The sequence below is a fragment of the Streptomyces sp. NPDC046925 genome, assembly GCF_040644915.1.
Lineage (GTDB): Bacteria > Actinomycetota > Actinomycetes > Streptomycetales > Streptomycetaceae > Streptomyces.
The window spans coordinates 38,576-62,087 of sequence record NZ_JBEYWZ010000024.1; the positions used below are offsets into that span (position 1 = coordinate 38,576).

Sequence of the window (23,512 nt, forward strand, 5' to 3'; positions counted from 1 at the left end):
CAGGGCACGGGCGTCAGCCTGGGCATGCCCCAACTCCCCGCCCCCGACTTCCCGGCCGACGTACGGGCCAGGCTCGACGCGGACGCCAAGGAGGTCATCTCCCGCTACCCGGACTCCCGGTCCGCGCTGCTCCCGCTGCTGCACCTGGTGCAGGCGGAGGAGGGCCACGTCACGCGCACGGGCATGGCCTTCTGCGCGGAGGTGCTCGGCCTGACCACCGCCGAGGTCACCGCGGTCGCGACCTTCTACACGATGTACCGGCGCAAGCCCTCCGGGGACTATCAGGTCGGAGTCTGTACGAACACGCTGTGCGCCGTCATGGGCGGCGACGCGATCTTCGAGCAGCTCCAGGAGCACCTGGGCGTCGGCAACGAGGGGACCACAGAGGACGGCAAGGTCACGCTGGAGCACATCGAGTGCAACGCGGCCTGTGACTTCGCTCCCGTCGTGATGGTCAACTGGGAGTTCTTCGACAACCAGACTCCCGAGACCGCCAAGCGGCTCGTCGACGACCTGCGCGCGGGAGTGCAGGTCGAGCCGACCCGCGGCGCCCCCTTGTGCACGTACAAGGAGACGGCCCGGATTCTGGCCGGGTTCCCGGACGAGCGCGCCGGCGCCGTCGAGGCGAGCGGCGGCGCGGGCCCGGCCTCGCTGATCGGACTGCGCCTGGCCAAGGGCGATCTGCCCCAGCCGCGCGTGGTCCACCCGCGCACGGGCGGCCCGCAGGACGAGACGCCTGCCGAGCACCTCAGCTCGCACGACGCACCGCAGGAGACCTCGGCATCCGACCCGGCCCACCCGGCCGGACCGACCGCCGAGGAGGGGGAGTGATGACCTTGGCAGCCGAGATCGACAACGAGACGAGCCCCGAGAAGCTGCTCGCGCCGGTCCTTTCGGCGTTCTGGGACGAGGAGAAGTCCTGGACGCTCGACACCTACCGCCGGCACGAGGGGTACGAAGGCCTGCGCAAGGCCCTGGCCATGGCGCCGGACGACCTCATCGCGTACGTGAAGGACTCTGGTCTGCGCGGCAGGGGCGGCGCCGGATTCCCCACCGGAATGAAATGGCAGTTCATTCCGCAGGGAGACGGAAAGCCGCACTATCTAGTTGTCAACGCCGACGAATCGGAGCCGGGGACCTGCAAGGACATCCCGCTCCTCTTCGCGAACCCGCATAGCCTCATCGAGGGCATTGTGATCGCGTGTTACGCGATCCGTTCTTCGCATGCCTTCATCTACCTGCGCGGTGAAGTCGTCCCCGTGCTCAGGCGGTTGCACGAGGCCGTGCGTGAGGCGAAAGAGGCGGGATTCCTGGGCGAGAACATCCTGGGCAGCGGCCTCGACCTCGAACTCACCGTGCACGCGGGCGCGGGCGCGTACATCTGTGGTGAGGAGACCGCGCTGCTCGACTCGCTCGAAGGCCGCCGTGGCCAGCCGCGACTGCGTCCCCCTTTCCCGGCCGTCGCGGGCCTCTACGCATGCCCCACTGTTGTCAATAACGTCGAGTCCATCGCGTCGGTTCCCGCGATCCTGAATCGCGGAAAAGACTGGTTCAAATCGATGGGAAGCGAGAAGTCCCCCGGCTTCACGCTCTATTCGCTGAGCGGCCACGTCACCAGCCCCGGCCAGTACGAGGCCCCGCTCGGCATCACGCTGCGCCAGCTGCTCGACATGAGCGGCGGGATGCGGGCGGGCCACCGGCTCAAGTTCTGGACGCCGGGCGGTTCGTCGACGCCGATGTTCACCGACGAGCACCTCGACGTCCCCCTGGACTACGAGGGAGTGGGCGCCGCCGGCTCGATGCTCGGCACGAAGGCGCTCCAGTGCTTCGACGAGACGACCTGCGTCGTACGGGCGGTCACCCGCTGGACCGAGTTCTACGCCCACGAGTCCTGCGGCAAGTGCACGCCCTGCCGCGAAGGCACGTACTGGCTCGTGCAGTTGCTCCGTGACATCGAGGCCGGCAAGGGCGTCATGGCCGACCTCGACAAGCTGAACGACATCGCCGACAACATCAACGGCAAGTCGTTCTGCGCCCTCGGCGACGGCGCCGCATCGCCGATCTTCTCCTCGCTCAAGTACTTCCGCGAGGAGTACGAGCAGCACATCACCGGCAAGGGCTGCCCCTTCGACCCGGCCAAGTCGACGCTCTGGGCCGACAGGCCCTCCGCACATTCGGAGGTGAACGCATGACAGTACTGAATTCGAATAGCGGCTCCGCCGCGGGCCAAAGCGCTCCCTCCGGGGGCGGCGAGGCGGCGGTTCCGCCGGAAGACCTCGTGTCGCTGACGATCGACGGCATCGAGATCAGCGTCCCCAAGGGAACGCTGGTCATCCGGGCCGCCGAGCTCCTCGGCATCGAGATCCCCCGGTTCTGCGACCACCCGCTGCTCGACCCGGCGGGCGCCTGCCGCCAGTGCATCGTCGAGGTGGAGGGCCAGCGCAAGCCGATGGCCTCCTGCACCATCACCTGCACCGACGGCATGGTCGTGAAGTCGCAGCTCACCTCGCCGGTCGCCGAGAAGTCGCAGCGCGGCGTGATGGAGCTGCTCCTCATCAACCACCCGCTGGACTGCCCGGTCTGCGACAAGGGCGGCGAGTGCCCCCTGCAGAACCAGGCGATGCAGGTCGGCGACCCGGACAGCCGCTTCGAGGGCAAGAAGCGGACGTACGAGAAGCCGGTGCCGATCTCCACGCAGGTGCTGCTCGACCGCGAGCGCTGCGTGCTGTGCGCGCGCTGTACCCGGTTCTCCAACCAGATCGCGGGCGACCCGATGATCGAGCTGATCGAGCGCGGTGCGCTCCAGCAGGTCGGCACGGGCGAGGGCGACCCCTTCGAGTCGTACTTCTCCGGGAACACCATCCAGATCTGTCCGGTCGGCGCGCTGACCTCGGCGGCGTATCGCTTCCGCTCGCGGCCCTTCGACCTGGTGTCCTCGCCCTCGGTCTGCGAGCACTGCGCGGGCGGCTGCGCGACCCGCACCGACCACCGGCGCGGCAAGGTCATGCGCCGCCTCGCCGCGGACGACCCCGAGGTCAACGAGGAATGGCTCTGCGACAAGGGGCGCTTCGGCTTCCGTTACGCGCAGAAGCCGGACCGCCTCACGACGCCGCTGGTGCGCAACTCCGAGACGGGCGAACTGGAGACTGCCAGCTGGCCCGAGGCTCTCGAAGCCGCGGCCGCCGGGCTCGCCGCCGCGCGCGGCCGGGCCGGTGTACTGACCGGCGGGCGCCTCACCGTCGAGGACGCCTACGCGTACAGCAAGTACGCGCGCGTGGCGCTCGACACGAACGACATCGACTTCCGCGCGCGCGTGCACAGCAGCGAGGAGGCCGACTTCCTCGCTGCGCGTGTGGCGGGCCGTGGCCGGGACCTGGACGGCTCCGGCATCACGTACGCGGAAGTGGAGAAGGCGCCCGCCGTCCTGCTCGTCGGATTCGAGTCCGAGGAGGAGGCGCCCGGCATCTTCCTGCGGCTGCGCAAGGCCTGGCGCAAGCACGGCCAGCGGACGTTCTCCCTCGCCACGTTCGCGAGCCGGGGCCTGGAGAAGGCGGGCGGCACGCTGCTGCCCGCGGCTCCCGGCACCGAGACGGAATGGCTCGACGCCCTGGCCGGCGAAGTCGGCCTGGAGGGCGAAGGAGCCGCGGCGGCCGAGTCGCTGCGCTCCCCGGGAGCGGTCATCGTGGTCGGCGAGCGTCTCGCCGCCGTGGCGGGCGGGCTCACCGCCGCCGTACGGGCCGCTGCCGCGACCGGTGCGCGCCTGGTGTGGATTCCGCGCCGGGCGGGGGAGCGCGGTGCCATCGAGGCGGGCGCGCTGCCCTCGCTGCTTCCCGGCGGGCGGCCCGCCACCGACCCGCGCGCCCGGGACGAGGTCGCTGCCGCCTGGCGCGTCGCCGAACTCCCGCACCGCTACGGCCGCGACACCGGGCAGATCATCGAGGCCGCCGCGACCGGCGAACTGGGCGCGCTCCTGGTGGCCGGCGTGGAGGTCGCCGACCTTCCCGACCCGGCACGCGCGCGTGAGGCACTCTCCGAGGTCGGGTTCCTGGTCTCCATGGAGCTGCGGCCCAGTGAGGTCACCGACCACGCCGACGTGGTGTTCCCCGTGGCCGCGGTCGCGGAGAAGCCCGGCACCTTCCTCAACTGGGAAGGCAGGGCGCGGATGTTCGACGCCGCGCTCAAGCCCGACCACATGACGCGCACGCTCGCCCCGACGGACGCGCGCGTGCTGCACATGCTGGCCGACGCCGGAGACGTACATCTGGGCCTGCCCGACCTGGCGACCGCCCGGCGCGAGCTGGACCGGCTCGGCGGCTGGGAGGGCACGCACGCCACCGAGCCCCTGGAGACAGCCGCACAGCCGCCGAGGCCCGCCTCCGGAGAGGCCGTTCTCGCGGGGCACCGGATGCTGCTCGACCGGGGCCGCCTCCAGGAGGGCGACGAAGCGCTCGCCGGTACACGGCACGCTGCCGTCGCCCGGCTCTCGGCGGCCACCGCTGCGGAGGCGGGCGTCAAGGACGGCGACGTCCTGACCGTCACCGGGCCCGCGGGAGCGACCGAACTGCCGCTCCTGGTCACCGAGATGCCCGACCGCGTGGTGTGGCTGCCGCTGAACTCGACCGGGGGAGGCGTCACGTCCGACACCGGCGCGCGCCCCGGCGACCTCGTCCGCATCGGCCCGGCGCTCCTGCCGGAGCCCTCACAGGCCCCGGAGGTGACGTCGTGATGCACACCGTGGTGCCGCTTGCGGCGGAAGACCTGTCCATGTTCGGCCGTGACCCGTGGTGGCTGATCGCCGTCAAGGCGGTCTTCTGCTTCGCGTTCCTGATGGTGACGGTGCTCTTCTCCATCGTCTGGGAGCGCAAGGTCGTCGCCTGGATGCAGCTGCGCATCGGCCCCAACCGGCACGGCCCCTGGGGCATGCTGCAGTCCCTCGCGGACGGCATCAAGCTGATGCTCAAGGAAGACCTCATCGTCAAGCGCGCCGACAAGGTGGTGTACATCCTCGCGCCGATCGTCGCGGCCATCCCGGCCTTCATGGCGATCGCGGTGATCCCCTTCGGGCCCGCGGGCAACGAGATCTCCATCTTCGGCCAGCGCACGACGATGCAGCTCACCGACCTGCCGATCGCGATGCTCTACATCCTCGCGGTCGCCTCGGTCGGCATCTACGGCATCGTGCTCGCCGGCTGGAGCTCCGGATCGACCTATCCGCTCCTCGGCGGACTGCGCTCCTGCGCCCAGATGATCTCGTACGAGATCGCGATGGGCGCCGCGTTCGCCTCGGTGTTCCTCTACTCCGGGTCGATGTCGACCTCGGCGATCGTGGAGGCGCAGGCCGACCGCTGGTACGTGCTGCTGCTTCCCGTCTCGTTCCTGATCTACATCGTGACGATGATCGGTGAGACCAACCGCGCTCCGTTCGACATGCCGGAGTCCGAGGGCGACCTCGTCGGCGGCTTCAACACCGAGTACTCGTCGATCAAGTTCGCGCTGTTCATGCTCGCCGAGTACGTCAACATGGTCACCGTCTCGGCGGTCTCCGTCACCCTCTTCCTGGGCGGCTGGCGGGCCCCGTATCCGATCAGCACCTTCTGGGAGGGCGCGAACCACGGCTGGTGGCCGATGCTCTGGTTCGTGATCAAGGTCCAGCTGCTGCTGTTCTTCTTCATCTGGCTGCGCGGCACGCTGCCACGCGTCCGCTACGACCAGCTGATGAAGCTCGGCTGGAAGGTTCTGATCCCGGTCTCGGTCGTCTGGCTGATGCTCGTCGCGACGGTCAGGGCGATGCGGAACGAGGAGTACGACTTCACCTCGATCGCGCTCTATGTGGGCGGCGGAGTCATCGCGCTCCTGCTGCTCTCGGTCGTCGTCGACATCTTCCGCGACAAGCGCGAGAAGGAAGCGGCACGGTCCGAGAGCGAGGAGCCGGTCGCCTTCGACCCGATGGCGGGCGGATTCCCGGTCCCGCCGCTGCCCGGACAGAGCCTGCCGCCCGTACCGCGCCGACGCCCGCGCCGCGAGCGCGAGTTGATTGTCAGTGGTGGGCCGGATACTCAAAGTGACGGAACCGGAAGTGACGGAAAGGAGGCGTCCGATGGCTGAGTCGAAGAACGAGCCCAACCAGTCGCAGCACGAGTCGAACCAATCGAAGCAGGGGTTCCAGAACCCCGTCGCGGGCTTCGGCGTGACCTTCAAGGCCATGTTCAAGAAGCGGCTGACCGAGCAGTATCCGGAGCAGGAGAAGATCACCGCTCCCCGCTTCCACGGCAGGCACCAGCTCAATCGCCATCCGGACGGCCTGGAGAAGTGCGTCGGCTGCGAACTCTGCGCCTGGGCCTGCCCCGCGGACGCGATCTATGTGGAGGGCGCGGACAACACCGAGGAGGAGCGCTACTCCCCCGGTGAGCGCTATGGCCGCGTCTACCAGATCAATTACGCCCGCTGCATCCTGTGCGGCCTGTGCATCGAGGCGTGCCCCACGCGCGCGCTGACGATGACGAACGAGTTCGAGCTGGCCGACAGCAGCCGCGAGAACCTCATCTACACCAAGGAGCAGCTGCTCGCCGGCCTGGAGGAAGGCATGGTCGAGTCCCCGCACTCGATCTTCCCCGGCACGGACGAGCAGGACTACTACCGCGGTCTGGTGACGGAGGCCGCGCCCGGCACGGTGCCTCAGGTGGCCCTCTCCAAGGGCGAGACGCCCCAGGAAGCCGCCTCCACCTTCGGGGACTCCGAACCGGCGTCGGGGGAGGTGATCAACCGATGACCCAACTCGCCGCCTACACCACCTCCACCGGTGAGGCCGTCCAGTTCTGGGTGCTCGGCACGGTCGCCGTGATCGGCGCCCTGTGCACGATCCTCATGAAGAAGGCCGTGCACAGCGCGCTCTGTCTCGCCGGGACCATGATCATCCTGGCGGTCTTCTATCTCGCCAACGGGGCGTACTTCCTGGGCATCGTCCAGGTCGTCGTCTACACGGGCGCGATCATGATGCTCTTCCTCTTCGTGGTCATGCTCGTCGGCGTCACCGCCGCCGACTCCCTGAAGGAGACCATCAAGGGCCAGCGCTGGCTGGCCGGTCTCTGCGGCTTCGGCTTCGCCATCCTGCTCTTCGCGGGGATCGGGAACGCCTCGGTGAACGAGTTCACGGGGATGGGCAAGGCGAACGCCGGCGGCAACGTGGAGGGCCTCGCCGAGAGCATCTTCACGAAGTACGTCTTCGCCTTCGAGATCACCGGCGCACTGCTCATCACCGCCACCGTCGGCGCGATGGTGCTCACCCACCGCGAGCGCACGGAGCGCGCCAAGACGCAGCGCGAGATGTCCGAGGAGCGCGTGCGCTCCAACCACCTCCCGCCGCTGCCCGCCCCCGGTGTCTACGCCCGGCACAACGCCGTGGATGTCGCGGGCCTGCTCCCCGACGGCACCCCCTCCGAGCTCACGGTCAACAAGACGCTGCGTGAGCGCGGCCAGATCCGCGACGTGTCGAGCGAGGCACTGGACGATCTGCGGGCCCTGGAGCAGCGCTCCGAGGACCGTCTCGAGCGGTCGTCCAAGACCGAGGAGGCGTCGAAGTGAATCCGGTCAACTACCTGTATCTCGCGGCGCTGTTGTTCGCGATCGGCGCCACCGGCGTGCTGATCAGGCGGAACGCGATCGTGGTCTTCATGTGTATCGAGCTGATGCTCAACGCGTGCAACCTGGCCTTCGTCGCCTTCTCCCGGCTGCACGGCAACCTCGACGGCCAGATCATCGCCTTCTTCACGATGGTCGTCGCCGCTGCGGAAGTCGTGGTCGGCCTCGCGATCATCGTGTCGCTGTTCCGCTCCCGTCACTCGGCCTCGGTCGACGACGCCAGCCTGATGAAGCTGTAAGGGGTCGCTGAAAAGTGGAGAACCTGATCGCGCTGCTGGTGGCAGCGCCTCTGCTCGGAGCGGCTGTACTGCTGTGCGGCGGTCGGCGGTTGGACCGTGTCGGCCACTGGCTCGGCACGCTGCTCGCGGCCGCCTCCTTCGTCGTCGGTGCGCTGCTCTTCGCCGACATGCTGGGCAAGGGCGCCGAGGAGCGCACCCTGTCGCAGCACCTGTTCAGCTGGATTCCCGTGGAGGGTTTCCAGGCGGACGTCGCCTTCCAGCTCGACCAGCTGTCGATGACGTTCGTGCTGCTGATCACCGGTGTCGGCACACTGATCCACATCTACTCCATCGGGTACATGGAGCACGACGAGCGGCGCCGCCGCTTCTTCGGCTACCTGAACCTCTTCCTCGCGGCGATGCTCATCCTGGTCCTCGCCGACAACTACCTCCTCCTGTACGTCGGCTGGGAGGGCGTCGGCCTCGCCTCGTACCTCCTGATCGGCTTCTGGCAGCACAAGCCCAGCGCGGCCACCGCCGCGAAGAAGGCCTTCCTGGTCAACAGGGTCGGCGACATGGGCCTCTCGATCGCGATCATGCTGATGTTCACCACCTTCGGGACCTTCGCCTTCGGGCCCGTCCTGGAGGCCACGGGTGAGACCTCGGAGGGCAAGCTGACGGCCATCGGCCTGATGCTGCTGCTCGCGGCGTGCGGCAAGTCGGCCCAGGTGCCGCTGCAGTCCTGGCTCGGCGACGCGATGGAGGGCCCGACCCCGGTCTCGGCCCTGATCCACGCGGCGACGATGGTGACCGCCGGTGTGTACCTGATCGTCCGCTCCGGCGAGATCTTCAACGCCGCACCGGACGCCCAGCTCGTCGTCACCGTCGTCGGTGCGGTCACGCTCCTCTTCGGTGCGATCGTCGGTTGCGCGAAGGACGACATCAAGAAGGCCCTCGCCGGGTCGACGATGTCCCAGATCGGCTACATGATCCTGGCCGCGGGCCTCGGCCCCATCGGCTACGTCTTCGCGATCATGCACCTGGTGACGCACGGCTTCTTCAAGGCCGGGCTCTTCCTCGGGGCCGGTTCGGTCATGCACGGCATGAACGACGAGGTCGACATGCGCAAGTACGGCGGCCTCAGGAAGTACATGCCGGTCACCTTCGTGACCTTCGGTCTCGGCTATCTGGCGATCATCGGCTTCCCCGGTCTGTCCGGCTTCTTCTCCAAGGACAAGATCATCGAGGCGGCGTTCGCCAAGGGCGGCACGGAGGGCTGGATCCTCGGCTCGGTCGCACTGCTCGGCGCCGCGATCACCGCGTTCTACATGACGCGCGTGATGCTGATGACCTTCTTCGGCGAGAAGCGCTGGCAGCCGGACGCGGAGGGCAACGAACCGCACCCGCACGAGTCGCCCCGGTCCATGACGATCCCGATGATCGTGCTCGCCTTCGGGTCGGTCTTCGCGGGCGGCTTCTTCAGCATCGGCGACCGCTTCATGCACTGGCTGGAGCCGGTCACCCACCACGACCACGGTGACTCGCCGCTGAGCGCCGCCACCGTCACGGGCGCCACCATGGTCGTCCTGGTCATCGGTGTGGCCCTCGCCTACGTCCAGTACGGCCGCCGTCCCGTCCCGGTCATCGCCCCGCGCGGTTCGCTGCTCACCCGGGCGGCCCGGCGCGACCTCCTCCAGGACGACTTCAACCACGTCGTCCTGGTCCGCGGCGGAGAGCACCTCACCCGCTCCCTGGTGTACGTCGACCACACCCTGGTCGACGGAGTCGTCAACGGCACGGCGGCCTCGGTCGGCGGCCTCTCCGGACGGCTGCGCAAGATGCAGAACGGCTATGCCCGCTCCTACGCGGTCTCGATGTTCGGCGGCGTTGCGGTACTCATCGCCGCGACCCTGCTGATGAGGGCGGTCTGATACCGATGTCCTTTCCCCTCCTGACAGCGACGGCGGTCCTGCCCGCGGTCGGCGCGATCGCCACGGCAGCCGTCCCGGCCGCCCGGCGTACCGCCGCCAAGTGGCTCGCGCTGCTCGTCTCGCTCGCCACGCTCGCGCTCGCCGTGACCGTGCTCGTGCGGTTCGACCCCGACGGGGCCCGCTATCAACTGACCGAGTCGCGTTCCTGGATCGCGGAATTCGGCGTGCGCTACGAGCTGGGTGTGGACGGCATCGGTGTCGCCCTCATCGCGCTCACCGCGCTCCTGATGCCCTTCATCATCCTGGCGGGCTGGCACGACGCCGACCCCCTGGAGACCAAATCCTCCCGCTGGCGGCCGACCCAGGGCTTCTTCGCCCTGATCCTCGCCGTCGAGGCGATGGTGATCATCTCCTTCGCGGCCACCGACGTCTTCCTCTTCTACATCTTCTTCGAAGCCATGCTCATCCCGATGTACTTCCTCATCGGCGGCTTCGGGGACCGGGCCCACTCGGGCACGGACGGGAACGCCTCGGCGCAGCGCTCGTACGCGGCCGTGAAGTTCCTGCTCTACAACCTGGTCGGCGGCCTCATCATGCTGGCCGCGGTGATCGGGCTCTATGTGGTGGCCGGGAACTTCTCGCTCCAGGAGATCGCCGAGGCGCGGGCCAACGGCTCGCTGGAGATGGCGACCAACACCGAGCGGTGGCTCTTCCTCGGCTTCTTCTTCGCCTTCGCGGTGAAGGCGCCGCTGTGGCCGCTGCACACCTGGCTGCCGAACGCGATGGGCGAGGCCACGGCCCCGGTCGCCGTACTGATCACGGCGGTCGTCGACAAGGTCGGCACCTTCGCGATGCTGCGGTTCTGCCTCGGCCTCTTCCCCGAGGCGAGCAAGTGGGCGACGCCGGTCATCCTCGTGCTCGCGCTGATCAGCATCGTCTACGGCGCGCTGCTCGCGGTCGGCCAGCGCGACATCAAGCGCCTGGTGGCGTACGCGTCGATCTCGCACTTCGGGTTCATCATCCTCGGCATCTTCGCGATGACCTCGCAGGGCCAGTCCGGCGCGACGCTCTACATGGTCAACCACGGGATCTCGACGGCCGCGCTGATGCTGGTGGCCGGCTTCCTGATCTCGCGCCGCGGTTCGCGCCTCATCGCGGACTACGGAGGGGTGCAGAAGGTCGCACCGGTGCTCGCGGGCACCTTCCTGATCGGCGGCCTGGCGACGCTCTCGCTGCCGGGGCTCGCCCCCTTCGTGAGTGAGTTCCTGGTCCTGGTCGGCGCGTTCGCGCGCTATCCCGTGGTCGGGATCATCGCCACCATCGGCATCGTGCTCGCCGCGCTCTACACCCTCGTCCTGTACCAGCGGACGATGACGGGCCCGGTGAAGCCGGAGGTCTCGGCCATGCCGGACCTGCGGGCGCGTGAGCTCCTGGTCGTCGCCCCGCTGATCGCGCTCCTGATCGGCCTCGGCGTCTACCCGAAGCCGCTCACCGAGCTGGTGAACCCGGCGGTCAAGCACACCATGTCCGACGTTCAGCAGAAGGACCCGAAGCCCGACGTGGAGGCGGCCAAGTGAGCGCATCAGCCGTCCACAGCCTGTGGACAATGGCGTCGGCCGCGGCGCCCCAGGACGCGATCGACAAGATCGACACTCCCACCATCGAGTACGCGCAGCTGTCGCCGACGTTGATCGTCATCGGCGCGGCGGTCCTCGGGATCCTCATCGAAGCCTTCGTGCCGCGCAAAATCCGGTACTACGCGCAGGTGTTCGTGGCCGTCGTCGCCCTCACCGCGGCCTTCGCCGCGGTCGTCGGCCTCGCCGCCACCGGGTACGGCACGACGAAGGCGCACATCGCCGCCATGGGCGCCATCGCGGTCGACGGACCCGCGCTGTTCCTCCAGGGCACGATCCTCCTCGCGGGGCTCGTCTCGATCTTCACCTTCGCGGAGCGACGGCTCGACCCCGTGGCGCACGGCAACCACGTCGACTCGTTCGCCGCGCAGGCCGGCTCCGTGCCGGGCAGCGAGGGCGAACGAGCCGCCACGAAGGCCGGGTTCACCACCACCGAGGTGTTCCCCCTCGCGCTCTTCGCGATCGGCGGAATGCTCGTCTTCCCGTCGGCGAACGACTTCCTGACGCTCTTCATCGCCCTTGAGGTCTTCTCGCTCCCGCTCTACCTCCTGTGCGCGCTCGCCCGCCGCAAGCGCCTGATGTCGCAGGAAGCCGCCGTCAAGTACTTCCTGCTCGGCTCGTTCTCCTCGGCGTTCCTGCTCTTCGGGATCGCCCTGCTCTACGGATACGCGGGCTCGGTGTCGTACGGCACCATCGCGAAGGTCGTCGACGGCAGCATCCAGGAGGTCAACCCCGCGCTCGCCGACACCATGGGCAACGACGCGCTGCTCCTGATCGGCGCCGCGATGATCGTCATGGGTCTGCTCTTCAAGGTCGGCGCGGTGCCGTTCCACATGTGGACGCCCGACGTGTACCAAGGCGCGCCCACCCCGGTCACCGGCTTCATGGCCGCGGCGACGAAGGTGGCCGCCTTCGGGGCGCTGCTCCGCCTCCTCTACGTGGTCCTGCCGGGCCTGCGCTGGGACTGGCGGCCCGTGATGTGGGGTGTCGTGATCCTCACGATGCTGGCCGGCGCGATCGTCGCGATCACCCAGACCGACATCAAGCGGCTGCTCGCGTACTCCTCGATCGCGCACGCGGGCTTCATCCTCGCCGGTGTCATCGCCATGAACCCGGACGGCATCTCGTCGGTCCTCTTCTACCTCGCGGCCTACTCCTTCGTGACGATCGGCGCGTTCGCGGTGGTCACGCTGGTGCGGGACGCGGGCGGCGAGGCCACGCACCTGTCGAAGTGGGCGGGGCTCGGACGGCGCTCGCCGCTCGTCGCCGCCGTCTTCGCCGTCTTCCTGCTCGCCTTCGCGGGCATTCCGCTGACCTCCGGGTTCGCCGGGAAGTTCGCGGTCTTCAAGGCGGCTGCGGAGGGCGGCGCCGGTGCGCTCGTCGTGGTCGGTGTGATCTCGTCGGCGATCGCGGCGTTCTTCTACATCCGCGTGATCGTCCTCATGTTCTTCAGCGAGCCGAAGGCGGACGGCCCGACCGTCGCCGTGCCCTCGCCGCTGACGATGACGGCGATCGGCGTGGGCGTGGCGGTGACGCTGGTCCTGGGCGTGGCCCCGCAGTACTTCCTGGATCTGGCGAACCAGGCGGGGGTCTTCGTCCGGTAGCCCGCCTGCCCGCTCGCCTTCTCTTGACCGCCGCCCGGCACCCCGTCCGACAGGGGTGCCGGGCGGCGGCCTGTGGATAACTCCGGAGGTGTCGGTGCGGAGCCCTATCGTGGAGTCAGCGGTCGAAGCGCGACGTACGAGATGTACGCGAGGTACGGGGGCAGGGCGATGGATGGGAACAGTGGCATGAGCGAGGTGACCGTACCGAGCGCGGTGGCGGAGAGTGACGCGCTGCGGACACTCCACCGCGTCTTCGGGTACGACGCGTTCCGGGGCGAGCAGGAAGCGATCATCGAGCACGTGGTCGCGGGCGGTGACTCCGTCGTGCTGATGCCCACCGGCGGCGGCAAATCGCTCTGCTATCAGATCCCCGCCCTGGTCAGGCCTGGTACGGGCGTGGTGATCTCCCCCCTCATCGCACTCATGCAGGACCAGGTCGACGCGCTGCGGGCACTGGGCGTGCGGGCCGGGTTCATCAACTCCACGCAGGACTTCGACGAGCGCCGGGTGATGGAGGCCGAGTTCCTCGCGGGGGAGCTCGACGTGCTCTACCTCGCGCCGGAGCGGCTGCGCCTGGAGGCGACGCTCGATCTGCTCTCCCGCGCCAAGATCTCCGTCTTCGCGATCGACGAGGCGCACTGCGTGGCGCAGTGGGGCCACGACTTCCGTCCGGACTATCTGGCGCTCTCCCTGCTCGGCGAGCGCTGGCCCGACGTCCCGCGGATCGCCCTGACGGCCACGGCGACGCACGCCACGCACCGGGAGATCACCGAGCGGCTCGGCATGCCGGACGCCAAGCACTTCGTGGCGAGCTTCGACCGGCCCAACATCCAGTACCGCGTCGTGCCGAAGGCCGAGCCGAAGAAGCAGCTCCTGGCCTTCCTCAAGGAGGAGCACGCGGGCGACGCGGGCATCGTGTACTGCCTCTCGCGCAACTCGGTCGAGAAGACCGCCGAGTTCCTGTGCAAGAACGGAATCGAGGCCGTTCCGTACCACGCGGGTCTGGACGGCGGGACGCGCGCCGCCCACCAGTCGCGCTTCCTGCGGGAGGAGGGCCTGGTCGTCTGCGCCACGATCGCCTTCGGCATGGGCATCGACAAGCCGGACGTCCGGTTCGTCGCCCACCTCGACCTGCCGAAGTCCGTCGAGGGGTACTACCAGGAGACGGGCCGCGCCGGACGTGACGGACTGCCCTCCACGGCCTGGATGGCGTACGGCCTCCAGGACGTGGTCCAGCAGCGGAAGCTGATCCAGGGCAGCGAGGGCGACGAGGCGTTCCGGCGCCGGGCGGCCTCGCACCTGGACTCGATGCTGGCGCTGTGCGAGACGGCCCAGTGCCGCAGGGCCCAGCTCCTGACGTACTTCGGCCAGGACGCCGACGGGCAGTCCTGCGGGAACTGCGACACCTGCCTCACACCACCCGAGACCTGGGACGGCACGGTCCCGTCCCAGAAGGTCCTCTCCACGGTGGTGCGACTCCAGCGCGAGCGCGGACAGAAGTTCGGCGCGGGGCAGATCATCGACATCCTGCTCGGCAAGAAGACCGCCAAGGTCATCCAGTTCGACCACGACCAGCTCTCGGTCTTCGGCATCGGCGAGGAGCTCGCGGAAGCCGAATGGCGCGGTGTGGTGCGACAGCTGCTGGCGCAGGGCCTGCTCGCGGTCGAGGGGGAGTACGGCACGCTGGTCCTGACCGAGCAGAGCGGTTCAGTCCTCGGCCGGGAGCGGGAGGTGCGGTTGCGCAAGGAGCCGAAGCGGCCCGCCGCGGCGAAGGCGCCCAAGGGGGAGCGGAAGGCGAAGGCCGCGGCTGCCGTCGCCGAGCTGCCTCAGGAAGCGGTGCCGGTGTTCGAGGCGCTGCGGGCGTGGCGCGGTGCGCAGGCCAAGGAGCTGGGCCTGCCGGCGTACGTGATCTTCCACGACGCCACGCTCCGTGAGATCGCCACGCTCCGGCCCTCGTCCCTGGCGGAGCTCGGCGGCATCAGCGGCCTCGGCGAGAAGAAACTGGCGACGTACGGGGAGGGCGTCCTGGAGGTCCTCACGGAACTGGACGGAGGAGCGCCCTCGCAGGCCCCGGAGCCCCAAGAGGAGGACTGGCCGGAACCCCCGGAGGACTTCTGAGCGGCAGGGTGAGGAGCGCCCCAAAGGGGCGCGGGGAACTGCGCGACAAGCCACGACGGCGCAGCAGCCGAATCCGAGGCGCTGAGGGGCCGCTGAGGGGCCGGGGGCGGTCCCACCCCCGGCCCGCAGATTCAGTGGCCCGAGGCGCCCCCGCCAGCCGAGGCGACCCTGCCAGAAACCTCGCCGAGCCCCACCCGGGTCCCGTCAGGCCCCGGAGCCCACGCCGTGAGCGTGACCTCGTCGCCGTCCTCCAGGAACGTCCGCTTGCCGTCGGGGAGTTCGAGGGGATCCCGCCCGTTCCAGGTGATCTCGATCAGGGAGCCGTACTGACCCTCCTCGGGCCCGCTCACCGTGCCCGAGCCGTACAGGTCTCCCGTGCGCAGGGAGGCGCCGTTGACCGTCATGTGGGCGAGCTGCTGGGCGGCCGTCCAGTACACGGTGGAGAAGGGCGGCTCGGAGATGACCTGGCCGTTGAGGGTCACGGTGATGCGCAGGTCGTAGCCGCCGGGTTCGTCGGCGACGGACTCCGCGGAGTCGTCCAGGTAGGGCAGGAGTTCATGCGTGCGGGCGGGAGGGGAGACCCGCGCCGAGTCCAGGGCTTCGAGGGGGGTGATCCAGGCCGAGACCGAGGTGCAGAAGGACTTTCCGAGGAACGGTCCGAGCGGGACGTACTCCCAGGCCTGGATGTCGCGCGCCGACCAGTCGTTGAGGAGGGTGAGGCCGAAGACGTGCTCCCGGAAGTCCGCGAGCGGCACCGGGGTGCCCATTTCGGAGGGCGTACCCACGACGAAGCCGACCTCGGCCTCGATGTCCAGGCGGACGGAGGGCCCGAATACCGGCGCCGTCTCCGCGGGGGCCTTGCGCTGACCCGAAGGGCGCGCCACGTCGGTCCCGGAGACCACTACGGTGCCCGACCGGCCGTGGTAACCGATCGGCAGGTGCTTCCAGTTGGGGGTCAGCGGAGTCGGCGCATCCGGGCGGAAGATCTGCCCCAGATGCGTCGCGTGGTGCTCGGAGGCGTAGAAGTCCACATAGTCGGCGACCTCGAAGGGGAGGTGCAGCGTCACGTCGGACAGGGGGTGCAGCAGGGGGCGTACGACCTCGCGGTGCGCCGGGATCGTCACCCACGCGGTGAGTGCGCGACGCACGTCGGACCAGGCGGTGCGGCCCGCGGCGAGCAGCGGGTTGAGCGTGGGCCCGGCGAGCAGTGAGACGTAGGGCGAGCCGAGCGCGGCGGCCGCGGCGCCCGCGTCCAGGACGTGATCACCGAGCCGTACACCGACGCGGCGTTCCCCGGTCGCGCCCCCGATGAGGGAGAAGACGCCGTACGGGAGGTTGTGCGGACCGAAGGGATCGCCCTCCGCAAGAGCGAAGGGGTCGCTTACGGAGCGGACGGAAGGGTCGCTTCCGGCCGGGTCGAGCGGGGTGTGCTCGGACATGCGTACCTGCCTCGCTTTCCATATGGGTGTGCCACACGTTACGTGGGAACCCCCCGTGGGGGCAGTGTCTAAAGAGTTCGCAATGTCCGAATAAGCCTTGCTAGAATGGTCAATTCCGGCTTAGCGTCCTTTGGGGGGCGCGGACGGGGTGGGTCCGGGTCATACGGCGGGACACGTGGGGGGACCCGTGGCCATGACGAACGACAGCATGCCCTTCGCGGTCGACCGTGAGGTGCCCGGCCTGATCGTGAAGTTCGGCAACTACCCGCTGCATCACGGCGGCGTCGGCGCGATCCGCAGCCTCGGGCGGCTCGGCGTGCCCATGTACGCGATCACGGAAGACCGTTACACACCGGCCGCGGCCTCACGCCATCTCACCCGTGCCTTCCCCTGGCCGACCACCGGGGCGGAGGAGCCGCAGCGGCTCGTCGAGGGGATGCTGCGCCTCGCGCGCCGGATCGGCAGACCCACGGTCCTGATCCCGACCGACGAGGAAGCGGCCGTGCTCATCGCCGAGCACCAGGAGCCGCTGAGCGACGCGGGTTTCCTCTTCCCGCGCGTGGAGCCGGAGTTACCCCGCCGCCTCGCCAGCAAGCAGGGCCTGCACGAGCTGTGCGTGGAGCACGGAATCGCCTCGCCGGCGGCGTCCTTCCCCGAGAGCTACGGGGACATCGAGGAGTTCGCCTCCGCCGCCGTCTTCCCGGTGGTCGCCAAGAACCGAGAGGCGTTCACGCGCCGCTCCCGGCCCGCGGTGAACGGCACGACGCGCATCGAGACCCCGGAGGGGCTGCTCGGGCTCGCCCGCGACTGGGGAGAGCGGCCCGGAGTGATCATCCAGGAGTATCTGCCGCGGGAGCAGGCCGAGGACTGGATCGTGCACGCGTACTTCGACGCGGACTCGACACCGCGGGCGATGTTCACCGGCGTCAAGGTCCGCTCCTGGCCGCCGCACGCGGGAATGACGGCGAATGCGTACGTCGTCGACAATCCGGAACTCGCGGACCTCGCCGCACGTTTCATCAAGCAGATCGGCTTTTCCGGCGTCATCGACCTCGACCTGCGATATGACCGGCGCGACGGTCAGTACAAACTGCTCGACTTCAACCCCCGCATGGGCGCACAGTTCCGGCTCTTCGAGAACGAGTCCGGGATCGATGTGGTCCGTGCGATGCACCTGCACCTGACGGGACGCCCGGTTCCCAAGGGGGAGCAGCGAGCCGGTCATCGGTATGTCGTGGAGAACATAGACCTGCCCGCCCTCCTCGCCTACCGCCGCAGCGGCTACACCACACCGCACGCGCCGCCGCACGCCAGCGGCACGGAACTGGCGTGGCTCGCCGCGGACGACATGAAGCCGTTCTTCACGATGCTCGCGCGATTCGTACGGCCGGGCGCGAAGCACCTGTATCAGCTCTGGCGGACCCAAAGGCGTGGCGGCAGCAGGCACACGAAGTAAGTGACGTCCTGGGGAGGGACTTCGTGATCCATCCAGTGGCAATCATCGGTGCGGGGCCGTTCGGCCTCTCCACCGCGGCCCATCTGCGGGCCCGGGGCATTCCGGTACGGGTCTTCGGCGACCCCATGGTGAGCTGGCGTTCCCACATGCCCGCGGGGATGCTCCTGAAGTCGACGCCGGTGGCGTCGAACATCGACGCGCCGCAGCGCGGCCACGACCTCGTCGACTACTGCGAAGCGGCGGGGATACGGCGCCTGGTTACCGACGAGGACATCATCCCGATCGAGACCTTCATCGCCTACGGGGAGTGGTTCAGGGAGAAGCTGGTGCCCGACCTGGAACAGGTGCGGGTGGTCTCGGTCGACCGCAGGGGCACGGCGGGCTTCGACCTGAAGCTGGACTCGGGCGAGCAGTTCACGGCCCGCGCGGTCGTCGTCGCGACCGGACTCTCGGGCCTCGCGCAACTGCCGCCCTCGCTCGCCGCGGCGGTGCCGGACGGGCCGTCGCCCGCGGGGCCCGTGTCGCACAGTTCGCAGCACAGCGACCTGTCGCGGTTCGCGGGGCGCGAGCTGGTCGTGGTCGGCGCCGGGCAGTCGGCCCTGGAGACGGCGGTGCTGGCCGCCGAAGCGGACGCGAACGTGAAGGTCGTGGCGCGCGGCAAGGGGTCGGTGGCCTTCGGGGCGCCCCCGTGGAAGCAGCCGAAGCTGCGCCCCGAGTCGCCGTTCGGCCGCGCCTGGTCGCTCTACGCCATCAGCTACTACCCCCACCCGTACCGCTATCTGCCCCCGCAGGCGCGCCACTTCCTGGTCCGCCGCATCCTCGGACCGCTGGGCGCGTGGTGGCTGCGCGAACGGTACGAGGGCAGGGTCGAGACGCGTGAGGTCCGCCGTGTCATCGCGGCGGACGTCCGGGACGGCAGCCCGTCCCTGAGGGTGGAGACTCCGAGGGGCCGCTTGCGTGAACTCTCCGCGGATCACGTCATCGCGGCGACGGGCTATCGCGTAGACGTCGCCGCGATGGACTTCCTCGGCCCGGCCCTCCGCGCCCGCCTCGCCACGAGCCGAGGCACCCCGAAACTGGGCGCGGGCTACGTCTCCTCGGTCCCCGGCCTGTACTTCACGGGCCTCCCGGCGGCGGCGTCGTACGGCCCCGTGATGCGCTTCGTCTGCGGCACGGAATTCGCTTCGCCACGACTGGCGGGACATCTGGCGCGGGCGCACGCCTGAGGCAACGGCCTCGTCAGGCCCCGGACCCCATGCGGGAACCCACCCCGACCGACTCGACGAAGTCCCGCAGAACACGCGCCGAGAAGGGATCGGTGGCCGGGTCCTCCGGGGTGACGAGACTGACGGCGAAGTACTCGGCGAGGAGCAGCCCCGCCCCCTCGACGGCGGCCACGGCCTCGGGGTCCGCGCCCTGGACTCCGGTCACCCGGGCGGCGCGCAGCGATTGCGGATGGAGTTGGTAGAAGACCGAGAAGGGACCTTCGCCGTCGCCGTCGAGGGCGTAGCCGTTCTCTTCCCAGAAGTCCTCCATCTTCTGGCCGGACGAGAAGGTGACGATGCCGGAGTATTCGTCGTCGTCATCGGCTTCCGGGAGATTCCAGTCGGCCAAGGACTCCGCATGGACCGGTTCCCCGTAAAGGAATAGGCCGGGCCAGTGTCGGTGCTGACGCATGACGAACTGCTTCATCGCCGTGGAGAAACTGCCGTCGACGATGAAGTCGCTTGAATGGCCGGTGATTTCCATGGGTTCCTTGCCTTGCGGTCCGCTTCGGTGTCGATCAGGCCTTCCAGCCTGAAGTAGGTCCGTGGTACCTGATCGCGTCGCGGGGAATGCTGACGTCCTTGTTGGAGAACCACACGTGCGTGCGGGTACCGGGGAGGCGGCCCGAAAACAGCTTCTTCTCGACCTCGAACTCGATCATGTACTCGCTCTTTTCCCTGGTGAGGCCGAGGTAGGACTTGAAACCGCCGGGCTTCTTGGCGACGTCGGCAGGGCTCATCGGCGAGACGTAGACCGCGGATGCGTTCTTGCCCTTTGAACTCTTGGGGACCTTGAGGGTGATCCCCTCCTTGCTTCCGCCGCTCATGATCTTCTGGTAACCGCCCTTGTCCGTGTAGTGCCGGATGACGGCTTTGCAGGACGGGGCCAGACCAAGCGGGTCGATCCAAGTGAGCGGATTGGTCACATAGTTGTGGTGATGCGGTGCGGGATCGAGACCGAGCGGGTCGGGGCTGTGATAGCGCGCGGTGCTGGGATCGTAGTAGCGATGGTGGTTGTAGTGGAGGCCGGTTTCGGCATCGTAGTACTGGCCGGGGAATCGGAGAGGGCAGCCGACTTCTTCAGGCGCGTCCCGCAGCGGAAGCCCCCACAGCGAGGTCCGTGAACGCCAGGCGACGGTGCCTTCCTCGTCGACGAGTTCGGTCGGGGTGCCGACGAGATCGGTGACGATGGAGTAGAACTGCTCGTCCACCAGACCCTGCTCGCCCGTCCCGCCCGTCCCGCCCCGCACGTCTCGCACGTCCCGCAAGGCTCCGGAGCGGCTGCGCTGCGCGATCGGACGGTCGCCTCCCGGCTCCCAGTCCCAGGTGGTGATCCGACCGCCGTCGCCCTCGCCCGGAACGGTGCGGCTCTCCTCGGCCAGACGCGTGCCGTCCCAGACGAAGTCGGTCCGCTCGACCACCGGGCCGTCGCTCGCGGAGAGCAACTCTTTCGCGATGCGCCTGCCGAGCGGGTCGTAGCGGTAGCGCCAGTGACGCCCGTCCGGGGTGGTGACTCCCCGCAGACGGTCTTCGGCGTCCCAGTCGAAGAGCCAGGTGCGAGACCCTCCGGACAGCAGCGCGCGGGTGTGGCGAACGACGCGTCCCTGTCCGTCGTGTTCGTAGCGAGACCGGCCCGCGGTCCGCACGAGAGTGCCGGAGTACGTCCTGGCACCGTGGACGTCCGCGTCCTCACCGCCCGGTGCAGCCGAGTGGACTAGGTTGCCCAGCTTGTCGTAGGCGTACGTCTCGCGGTGGTCCGCGGCGGTCACGGCGGTGACTCTGCCGTTCACGTCGAGCTCGTAGGCCGAGGTGCCCGATGCGGCATCGGTGACGGACCTGAGCAGCCCGTCGGCGCGGTAGGAGTAGCTGCGGTCGATGCGGGAGGTCTTCGCTCCCGGAGCGCGTACCGCCTGTGTGGTCAAGCGGTGGCCCGCGGCCCATCCGTGGATGAGCGCGACGCCCGACGGGAGTTCGCGGACGGTCTCGTTCCCCGCCGGGTCGTAGCCGAAGCGGACGGCACGGCCGGAGCCGCGCAGCTCGACCGGCTGGTGCTCGGAGTTGTAGCTCCACTCGCTGAGGACACCGCCGGGGGTCCGCCGGCTCAGACGGCGGCCCGCGGTGTCGTAGACGTTGGTCAGCACACGGCCGTTGCAACTCTCGGACAGCACACGGCCGTGGATGTCGTACGTGAAGGTGAGCTCGGCGTCCCGGTTGGCGGCCCGGACGATCGCACCGCCCTGGTCGTACTCGAACCGGGTGAGGTTGCCCTCGGAGTCGCGCTGCTCCACGACCCGGTCGAGGAGGTCCCGGACGTAGCCGATGCTCTGGCCGGCGCCGTTGGCCCGTTCCACGATGTGACCGACGGCGTCGTGCCGGTAGGAAACCGTACGACCGTTGAAATCGGTCTCGCGGGTGATGTTGCCGGCCGAGTCGTATGTGTAGGTCCAGGTCTGCCCGTCGGCGTTCGTCACGACCACCGGCCTGAGCTCGGTGTCGTAGGTGAACTCGATCCGTGCGCCATCCTGCGTCGTCTGAGCGCGACTCCGGTCGAAGGGGGCTGTCTCGAACCGGGTGACGGCGCCCTTCGCGTCGGTGTGGGCCAGCGTGTTGCCCTCGGCGTCGTACACCCAGCTCTCCGAGGTGCCGTCGGGGAACTCACGGCGGGCCGGGAGCCCTTCGACCGTCCACGTGGCCTTGCTGACCGCCGAATCCGGCTCGTGGACCGTGGTGATACGGCCGAATGCGTCGTGCTCGAACCGGGTGATCGCGCCGAGCGGTGTACGCACGGCCGTGGCAAGACCGGCCGGGGAGCTCTCGACCCGGCTCACCTCACCGAGAGGGTCGGTGACGGACGCGACGGCGCCGGTGGCGTCGTACGTGTAGATGGTGGTGGCGCCGGCCGGGTCGGTGACCGAGACGATGTTCCCGTGGGAGTCGTGCCCGTACTGCCAGTGGGCACCGTCCTGCTCGGTCGCCGTGATCAGCGCCCCGGAAAGGTCGTACTCGTACCGGGCGCCGCTGCCGTCCGGGTGGACGACTTCCTTGATGTTGCCGCTCTCGTCGTACGCGTACGTCGTGGTGCGGCCGAGAGCGTCGGTCAGCGATTCGAGATGGTCGTAGCGGTCCCAGGTACGGGTGGTGGCGTGACCCAAGGGGTCCGTCTCGACGATGAGTTGGAAGGAATCGTTGAACTCGTACGTCGTGGTGTGTCCGAGGGAGTTGGTCGCCAGGGACCTGCGGCCCTCGGTCTCGTACGTGTAGGTGTAATCGAGGATGCCGTCGGTGCCGGTGGTGCGGACGCAACGGTCCGCGGTGTCGTACTCGTAGCGGTACCACGTGCCGTTGCGGTCGTCCCAGCCCGTGATCCGGCGCTTGTCGTCGTAGCTGAGCTTCAGGGGCAGGCCGGAGGAGTTGTAGATCTCGGTCAGGTTGCCGGTGGCGTCGTAGCCGTAGCGCAGGAGGACGGGGCGTTCGGGGTCGTTGAGCAGGGTGAGAGCTGTGATGCGGCCGTCATCCGTGGTCAGTCCGATGCGGTACCCGCCGGTGTGGATCAGCTCTCGCGGCGACCCGTCCGCTCCGTACTCCAGGTGGAGCGCGTTTCCGTTGCGGTCGGTGATGGCCTCAAGGGGGAGTTCGGCGACGGGGCGGTCGGGCAGGGCTCGAAACCGCAGCGTGAGGTCGGACTCGGGCTGGCGCACGGACATGGTGCCGCCGGGGGCGCCATCCCACTCCAGCGGCCAGCGCGGCCCCTCCACCGGAAGTACGGGGACGTCCGGGTCCGGCACGGGGTAGTGAAGGACCATGCCGTCGGCGGTCGTGAAACGGGCGCCGCTCTGATCGAGAATGAGGCGTTGGTCCAGCGTCGAGCCCCAACTGGGCCCGAACCAGCGACCGGACCGTAGTCCTGTGCGGTGATGACGCTCCAGTTCCAGGGGGAGAACTCCGGGTAGGTCTACGTCGGTCTCGGACATGACCATGTTGCCGGTGGCCATGTCGATCGGATCGCCGCAGGTGAAGAGCTTCTTCATGGGGCGCGCCATCGCGCGCGCCCCCTTCCCCAGGCCCTTGGCGCCCAGCGACAGGCCCTTCATGCCGGCTTTGAGGCCCTTCATGCCTTTGGCGAGGCCGCGGAGGCTGGTGAGGCCCTTCATGCCGGGGATGCAGTCGAGGGCGGCGAAGGCGACGTCGAGCAGGCCTGCTTCTCCGTTT

16 protein-coding genes are annotated in these 23,512 nt (G+C 69.1%); 13 read left to right on the forward strand and 3 right to left on the reverse strand.

Going from position 1 to position 23,512, the window contains the following annotated elements:
* The first annotated feature begins 24 nt into the window (after window positions 1-24).
* From nuoE to recQ, 11 genes are all read left to right on the forward strand, one after another.
* On the forward strand, window positions 25-831 hold the full coding sequence (nuoE, locus tag ABZ906_RS45210; protein ID WP_361393114.1) for an NADH-quinone oxidoreductase subunit NuoE: 807 nt from the start codon (window positions 25-27) through the stop codon (window positions 829-831).
* Window positions 831-2,192, forward strand: coding sequence for an NADH-quinone oxidoreductase subunit NuoF (gene nuoF, locus ABZ906_RS45215; protein ID WP_361393094.1), 1,362 nt, complete (start codon window positions 831-833; stop codon window positions 2,190-2,192). Before nuoE ends, nuoF begins: the two co-directional genes overlap by 1 nt.
* Window positions 2,189-4,726, forward strand: a complete 2,538-nt coding sequence (locus tag ABZ906_RS45220; RefSeq protein ID WP_361393096.1) for an NADH-quinone oxidoreductase subunit G — start codon at window positions 2,189-2,191, stop codon at window positions 4,724-4,726. Before nuoF ends, ABZ906_RS45220 begins: the two co-directional genes overlap by 4 nt.
* A complete protein-coding gene (gene nuoH / locus ABZ906_RS45225; RefSeq protein ID WP_361393116.1) occupies window positions 4,726-6,105 on the forward strand; it encodes an NADH-quinone oxidoreductase subunit NuoH in 1,380 nt (459 codons plus the stop codon). Before ABZ906_RS45220 ends, nuoH begins: the two co-directional genes overlap by 1 nt.
* Window positions 6,098-6,769 carry an NADH-quinone oxidoreductase subunit NuoI gene (gene nuoI, locus ABZ906_RS45230; protein WP_361199732.1) on the forward strand — a complete coding sequence of 224 codons (672 nt, stop codon included), beginning with the start codon at window positions 6,098-6,100 and terminating at the stop codon, window positions 6,767-6,769. The genes nuoH and nuoI overlap by 8 nt, the downstream gene beginning before the upstream one ends.
* Window positions 6,766-7,581: an NADH-quinone oxidoreductase subunit J gene (locus ABZ906_RS45235; protein WP_361199729.1), complete on the forward strand. Its 816-nt coding sequence runs from the start codon at window positions 6,766-6,768 to the stop codon at window positions 7,579-7,581. Before nuoI ends, ABZ906_RS45235 begins: the two co-directional genes overlap by 4 nt.
* Window positions 7,578-7,877, forward strand: coding sequence for an NADH-quinone oxidoreductase subunit NuoK (nuoK, locus tag ABZ906_RS45240; RefSeq protein ID WP_016640174.1), 300 nt, complete (start codon window positions 7,578-7,580; stop codon window positions 7,875-7,877). Before ABZ906_RS45235 ends, nuoK begins: the two co-directional genes overlap by 4 nt.
* Window positions 7,878-7,891: 14 nt before the next feature.
* Window positions 7,892-9,787, forward strand: a complete 1,896-nt coding sequence (gene nuoL / locus ABZ906_RS45245) for an NADH-quinone oxidoreductase subunit L (RefSeq protein ID WP_361393098.1) — start codon at window positions 7,892-7,894, stop codon at window positions 9,785-9,787.
* Between the two features lie 5 nt (window positions 9,788-9,792).
* Window positions 9,793-11,364 carry an NADH-quinone oxidoreductase subunit M gene (locus ABZ906_RS45250; protein ID WP_361393100.1) on the forward strand — a complete coding sequence of 524 codons (1,572 nt, stop codon included), beginning with the start codon at window positions 9,793-9,795 and terminating at the stop codon, window positions 11,362-11,364.
* A complete protein-coding gene (nuoN, locus tag ABZ906_RS45255; protein WP_361393102.1) occupies window positions 11,361-13,025 on the forward strand; it encodes an NADH-quinone oxidoreductase subunit NuoN in 1,665 nt (554 codons plus the stop codon). Before ABZ906_RS45250 ends, nuoN begins: the two co-directional genes overlap by 4 nt.
* Window positions 13,026-13,211: 186 nt before the next feature.
* Window positions 13,212-15,143: a DNA helicase RecQ gene (recQ, locus tag ABZ906_RS45260; protein ID WP_361393104.1), complete on the forward strand. Its 1,932-nt coding sequence runs from the start codon at window positions 13,212-13,214 to the stop codon at window positions 15,141-15,143.
* A 131-nt stretch (window positions 15,144-15,274) separates the two neighbouring features.
* Here recQ and fahA read toward each other — a convergent pair whose 3' ends face one another.
* Window positions 15,275-16,582 (reverse strand): fumarylacetoacetase, encoded by a 1,308-nt coding sequence (fahA, locus tag ABZ906_RS45265; protein ID WP_361393106.1) that lies wholly within the window; start codon window positions 16,580-16,582, stop codon window positions 15,275-15,277.
* 208 nt (window positions 16,583-16,790) lie between these two features.
* Here fahA and ABZ906_RS45270 point away from each other — a divergent pair, with 208 nt between their 5' ends.
* Complete coding sequence (locus ABZ906_RS45270; protein WP_361199837.1) at window positions 16,791-18,038, forward strand: ATP-grasp domain-containing protein; 1,248 nt, start codon at window positions 16,791-16,793, stop codon at window positions 18,036-18,038.
* A gap of 23 nt (window positions 18,039-18,061) precedes the next feature.
* Window positions 18,062-19,264, forward strand: coding sequence for an NAD(P)-binding domain-containing protein (locus ABZ906_RS45275; RefSeq protein WP_361393108.1), 1,203 nt, complete (start codon window positions 18,062-18,064; stop codon window positions 19,262-19,264).
* A 13-nt stretch (window positions 19,265-19,277) separates the two neighbouring features.
* Here ABZ906_RS45275 and ABZ906_RS45280 read toward each other — a convergent pair whose 3' ends face one another.
* Window positions 19,278-19,787: a hypothetical protein gene (locus ABZ906_RS45280; RefSeq protein WP_361393110.1), complete on the reverse strand. Its 510-nt coding sequence runs from the start codon at window positions 19,785-19,787 to the stop codon at window positions 19,278-19,280.
* A gap of 34 nt (window positions 19,788-19,821) precedes the next feature.
* Window positions 19,822-23,512, reverse strand: a 3,691-nt coding sequence (locus ABZ906_RS45285; protein WP_361393112.1) for a DUF6531 domain-containing protein, incomplete at its 5' end; no start/stop codon positions are given.

What these genes read in the sequence shown, in the direction of transcription:
- nuoE (WP_361393114.1), top strand. Translation starts at nt 25, where the DNA reads ATGCCCCAACTCCCCGCCCCCGACTTCCCGGCCGACGTACGGGCCAGG.
- nuoF (WP_361393094.1), top strand. Translation starts at nt 831, where the DNA reads ATGACCTTGGCAGCCGAGATCGACAACGAGACGAGCCCCGAGAAGCTG.
- ABZ906_RS45220 (WP_361393096.1), top strand. Translation starts at nt 2,189, where the DNA reads ATGACAGTACTGAATTCGAATAGCGGCTCCGCCGCGGGCCAAAGCGCT.
- nuoH (WP_361393116.1), top strand. Translation starts at nt 4,726, where the DNA reads ATGCACACCGTGGTGCCGCTTGCGGCGGAAGACCTGTCCATGTTCGGC.
- nuoI (WP_361199732.1), top strand. Translation starts at nt 6,098, where the DNA reads ATGGCTGAGTCGAAGAACGAGCCCAACCAGTCGCAGCACGAGTCGAAC.
- ABZ906_RS45235 (WP_361199729.1), top strand. Translation starts at nt 6,766, where the DNA reads ATGACCCAACTCGCCGCCTACACCACCTCCACCGGTGAGGCCGTCCAG.
- ABZ906_RS45250 (WP_361393100.1), top strand. Translation starts at nt 9,793, where the DNA reads ATGTCCTTTCCCCTCCTGACAGCGACGGCGGTCCTGCCCGCGGTCGGC.
- recQ (WP_361393104.1), top strand. Translation starts at nt 13,212, where the DNA reads ATGAGCGAGGTGACCGTACCGAGCGCGGTGGCGGAGAGTGACGCGCTG.
- fahA (WP_361393106.1), bottom strand. Translation starts at nt 16,582, where the DNA reads ATGTCCGAGCACACCCCGCTCGACCCGGCCGGAAGCGACCCTTCCGTC.
- ABZ906_RS45270 (WP_361199837.1), top strand. Translation starts at nt 16,791, where the DNA reads ATGCCCTTCGCGGTCGACCGTGAGGTGCCCGGCCTGATCGTGAAGTTC.
- ABZ906_RS45280 (WP_361393110.1), bottom strand. Translation starts at nt 19,787, where the DNA reads ATGGAAATCACCGGCCATTCAAGCGACTTCATCGTCGACGGCAGTTTC.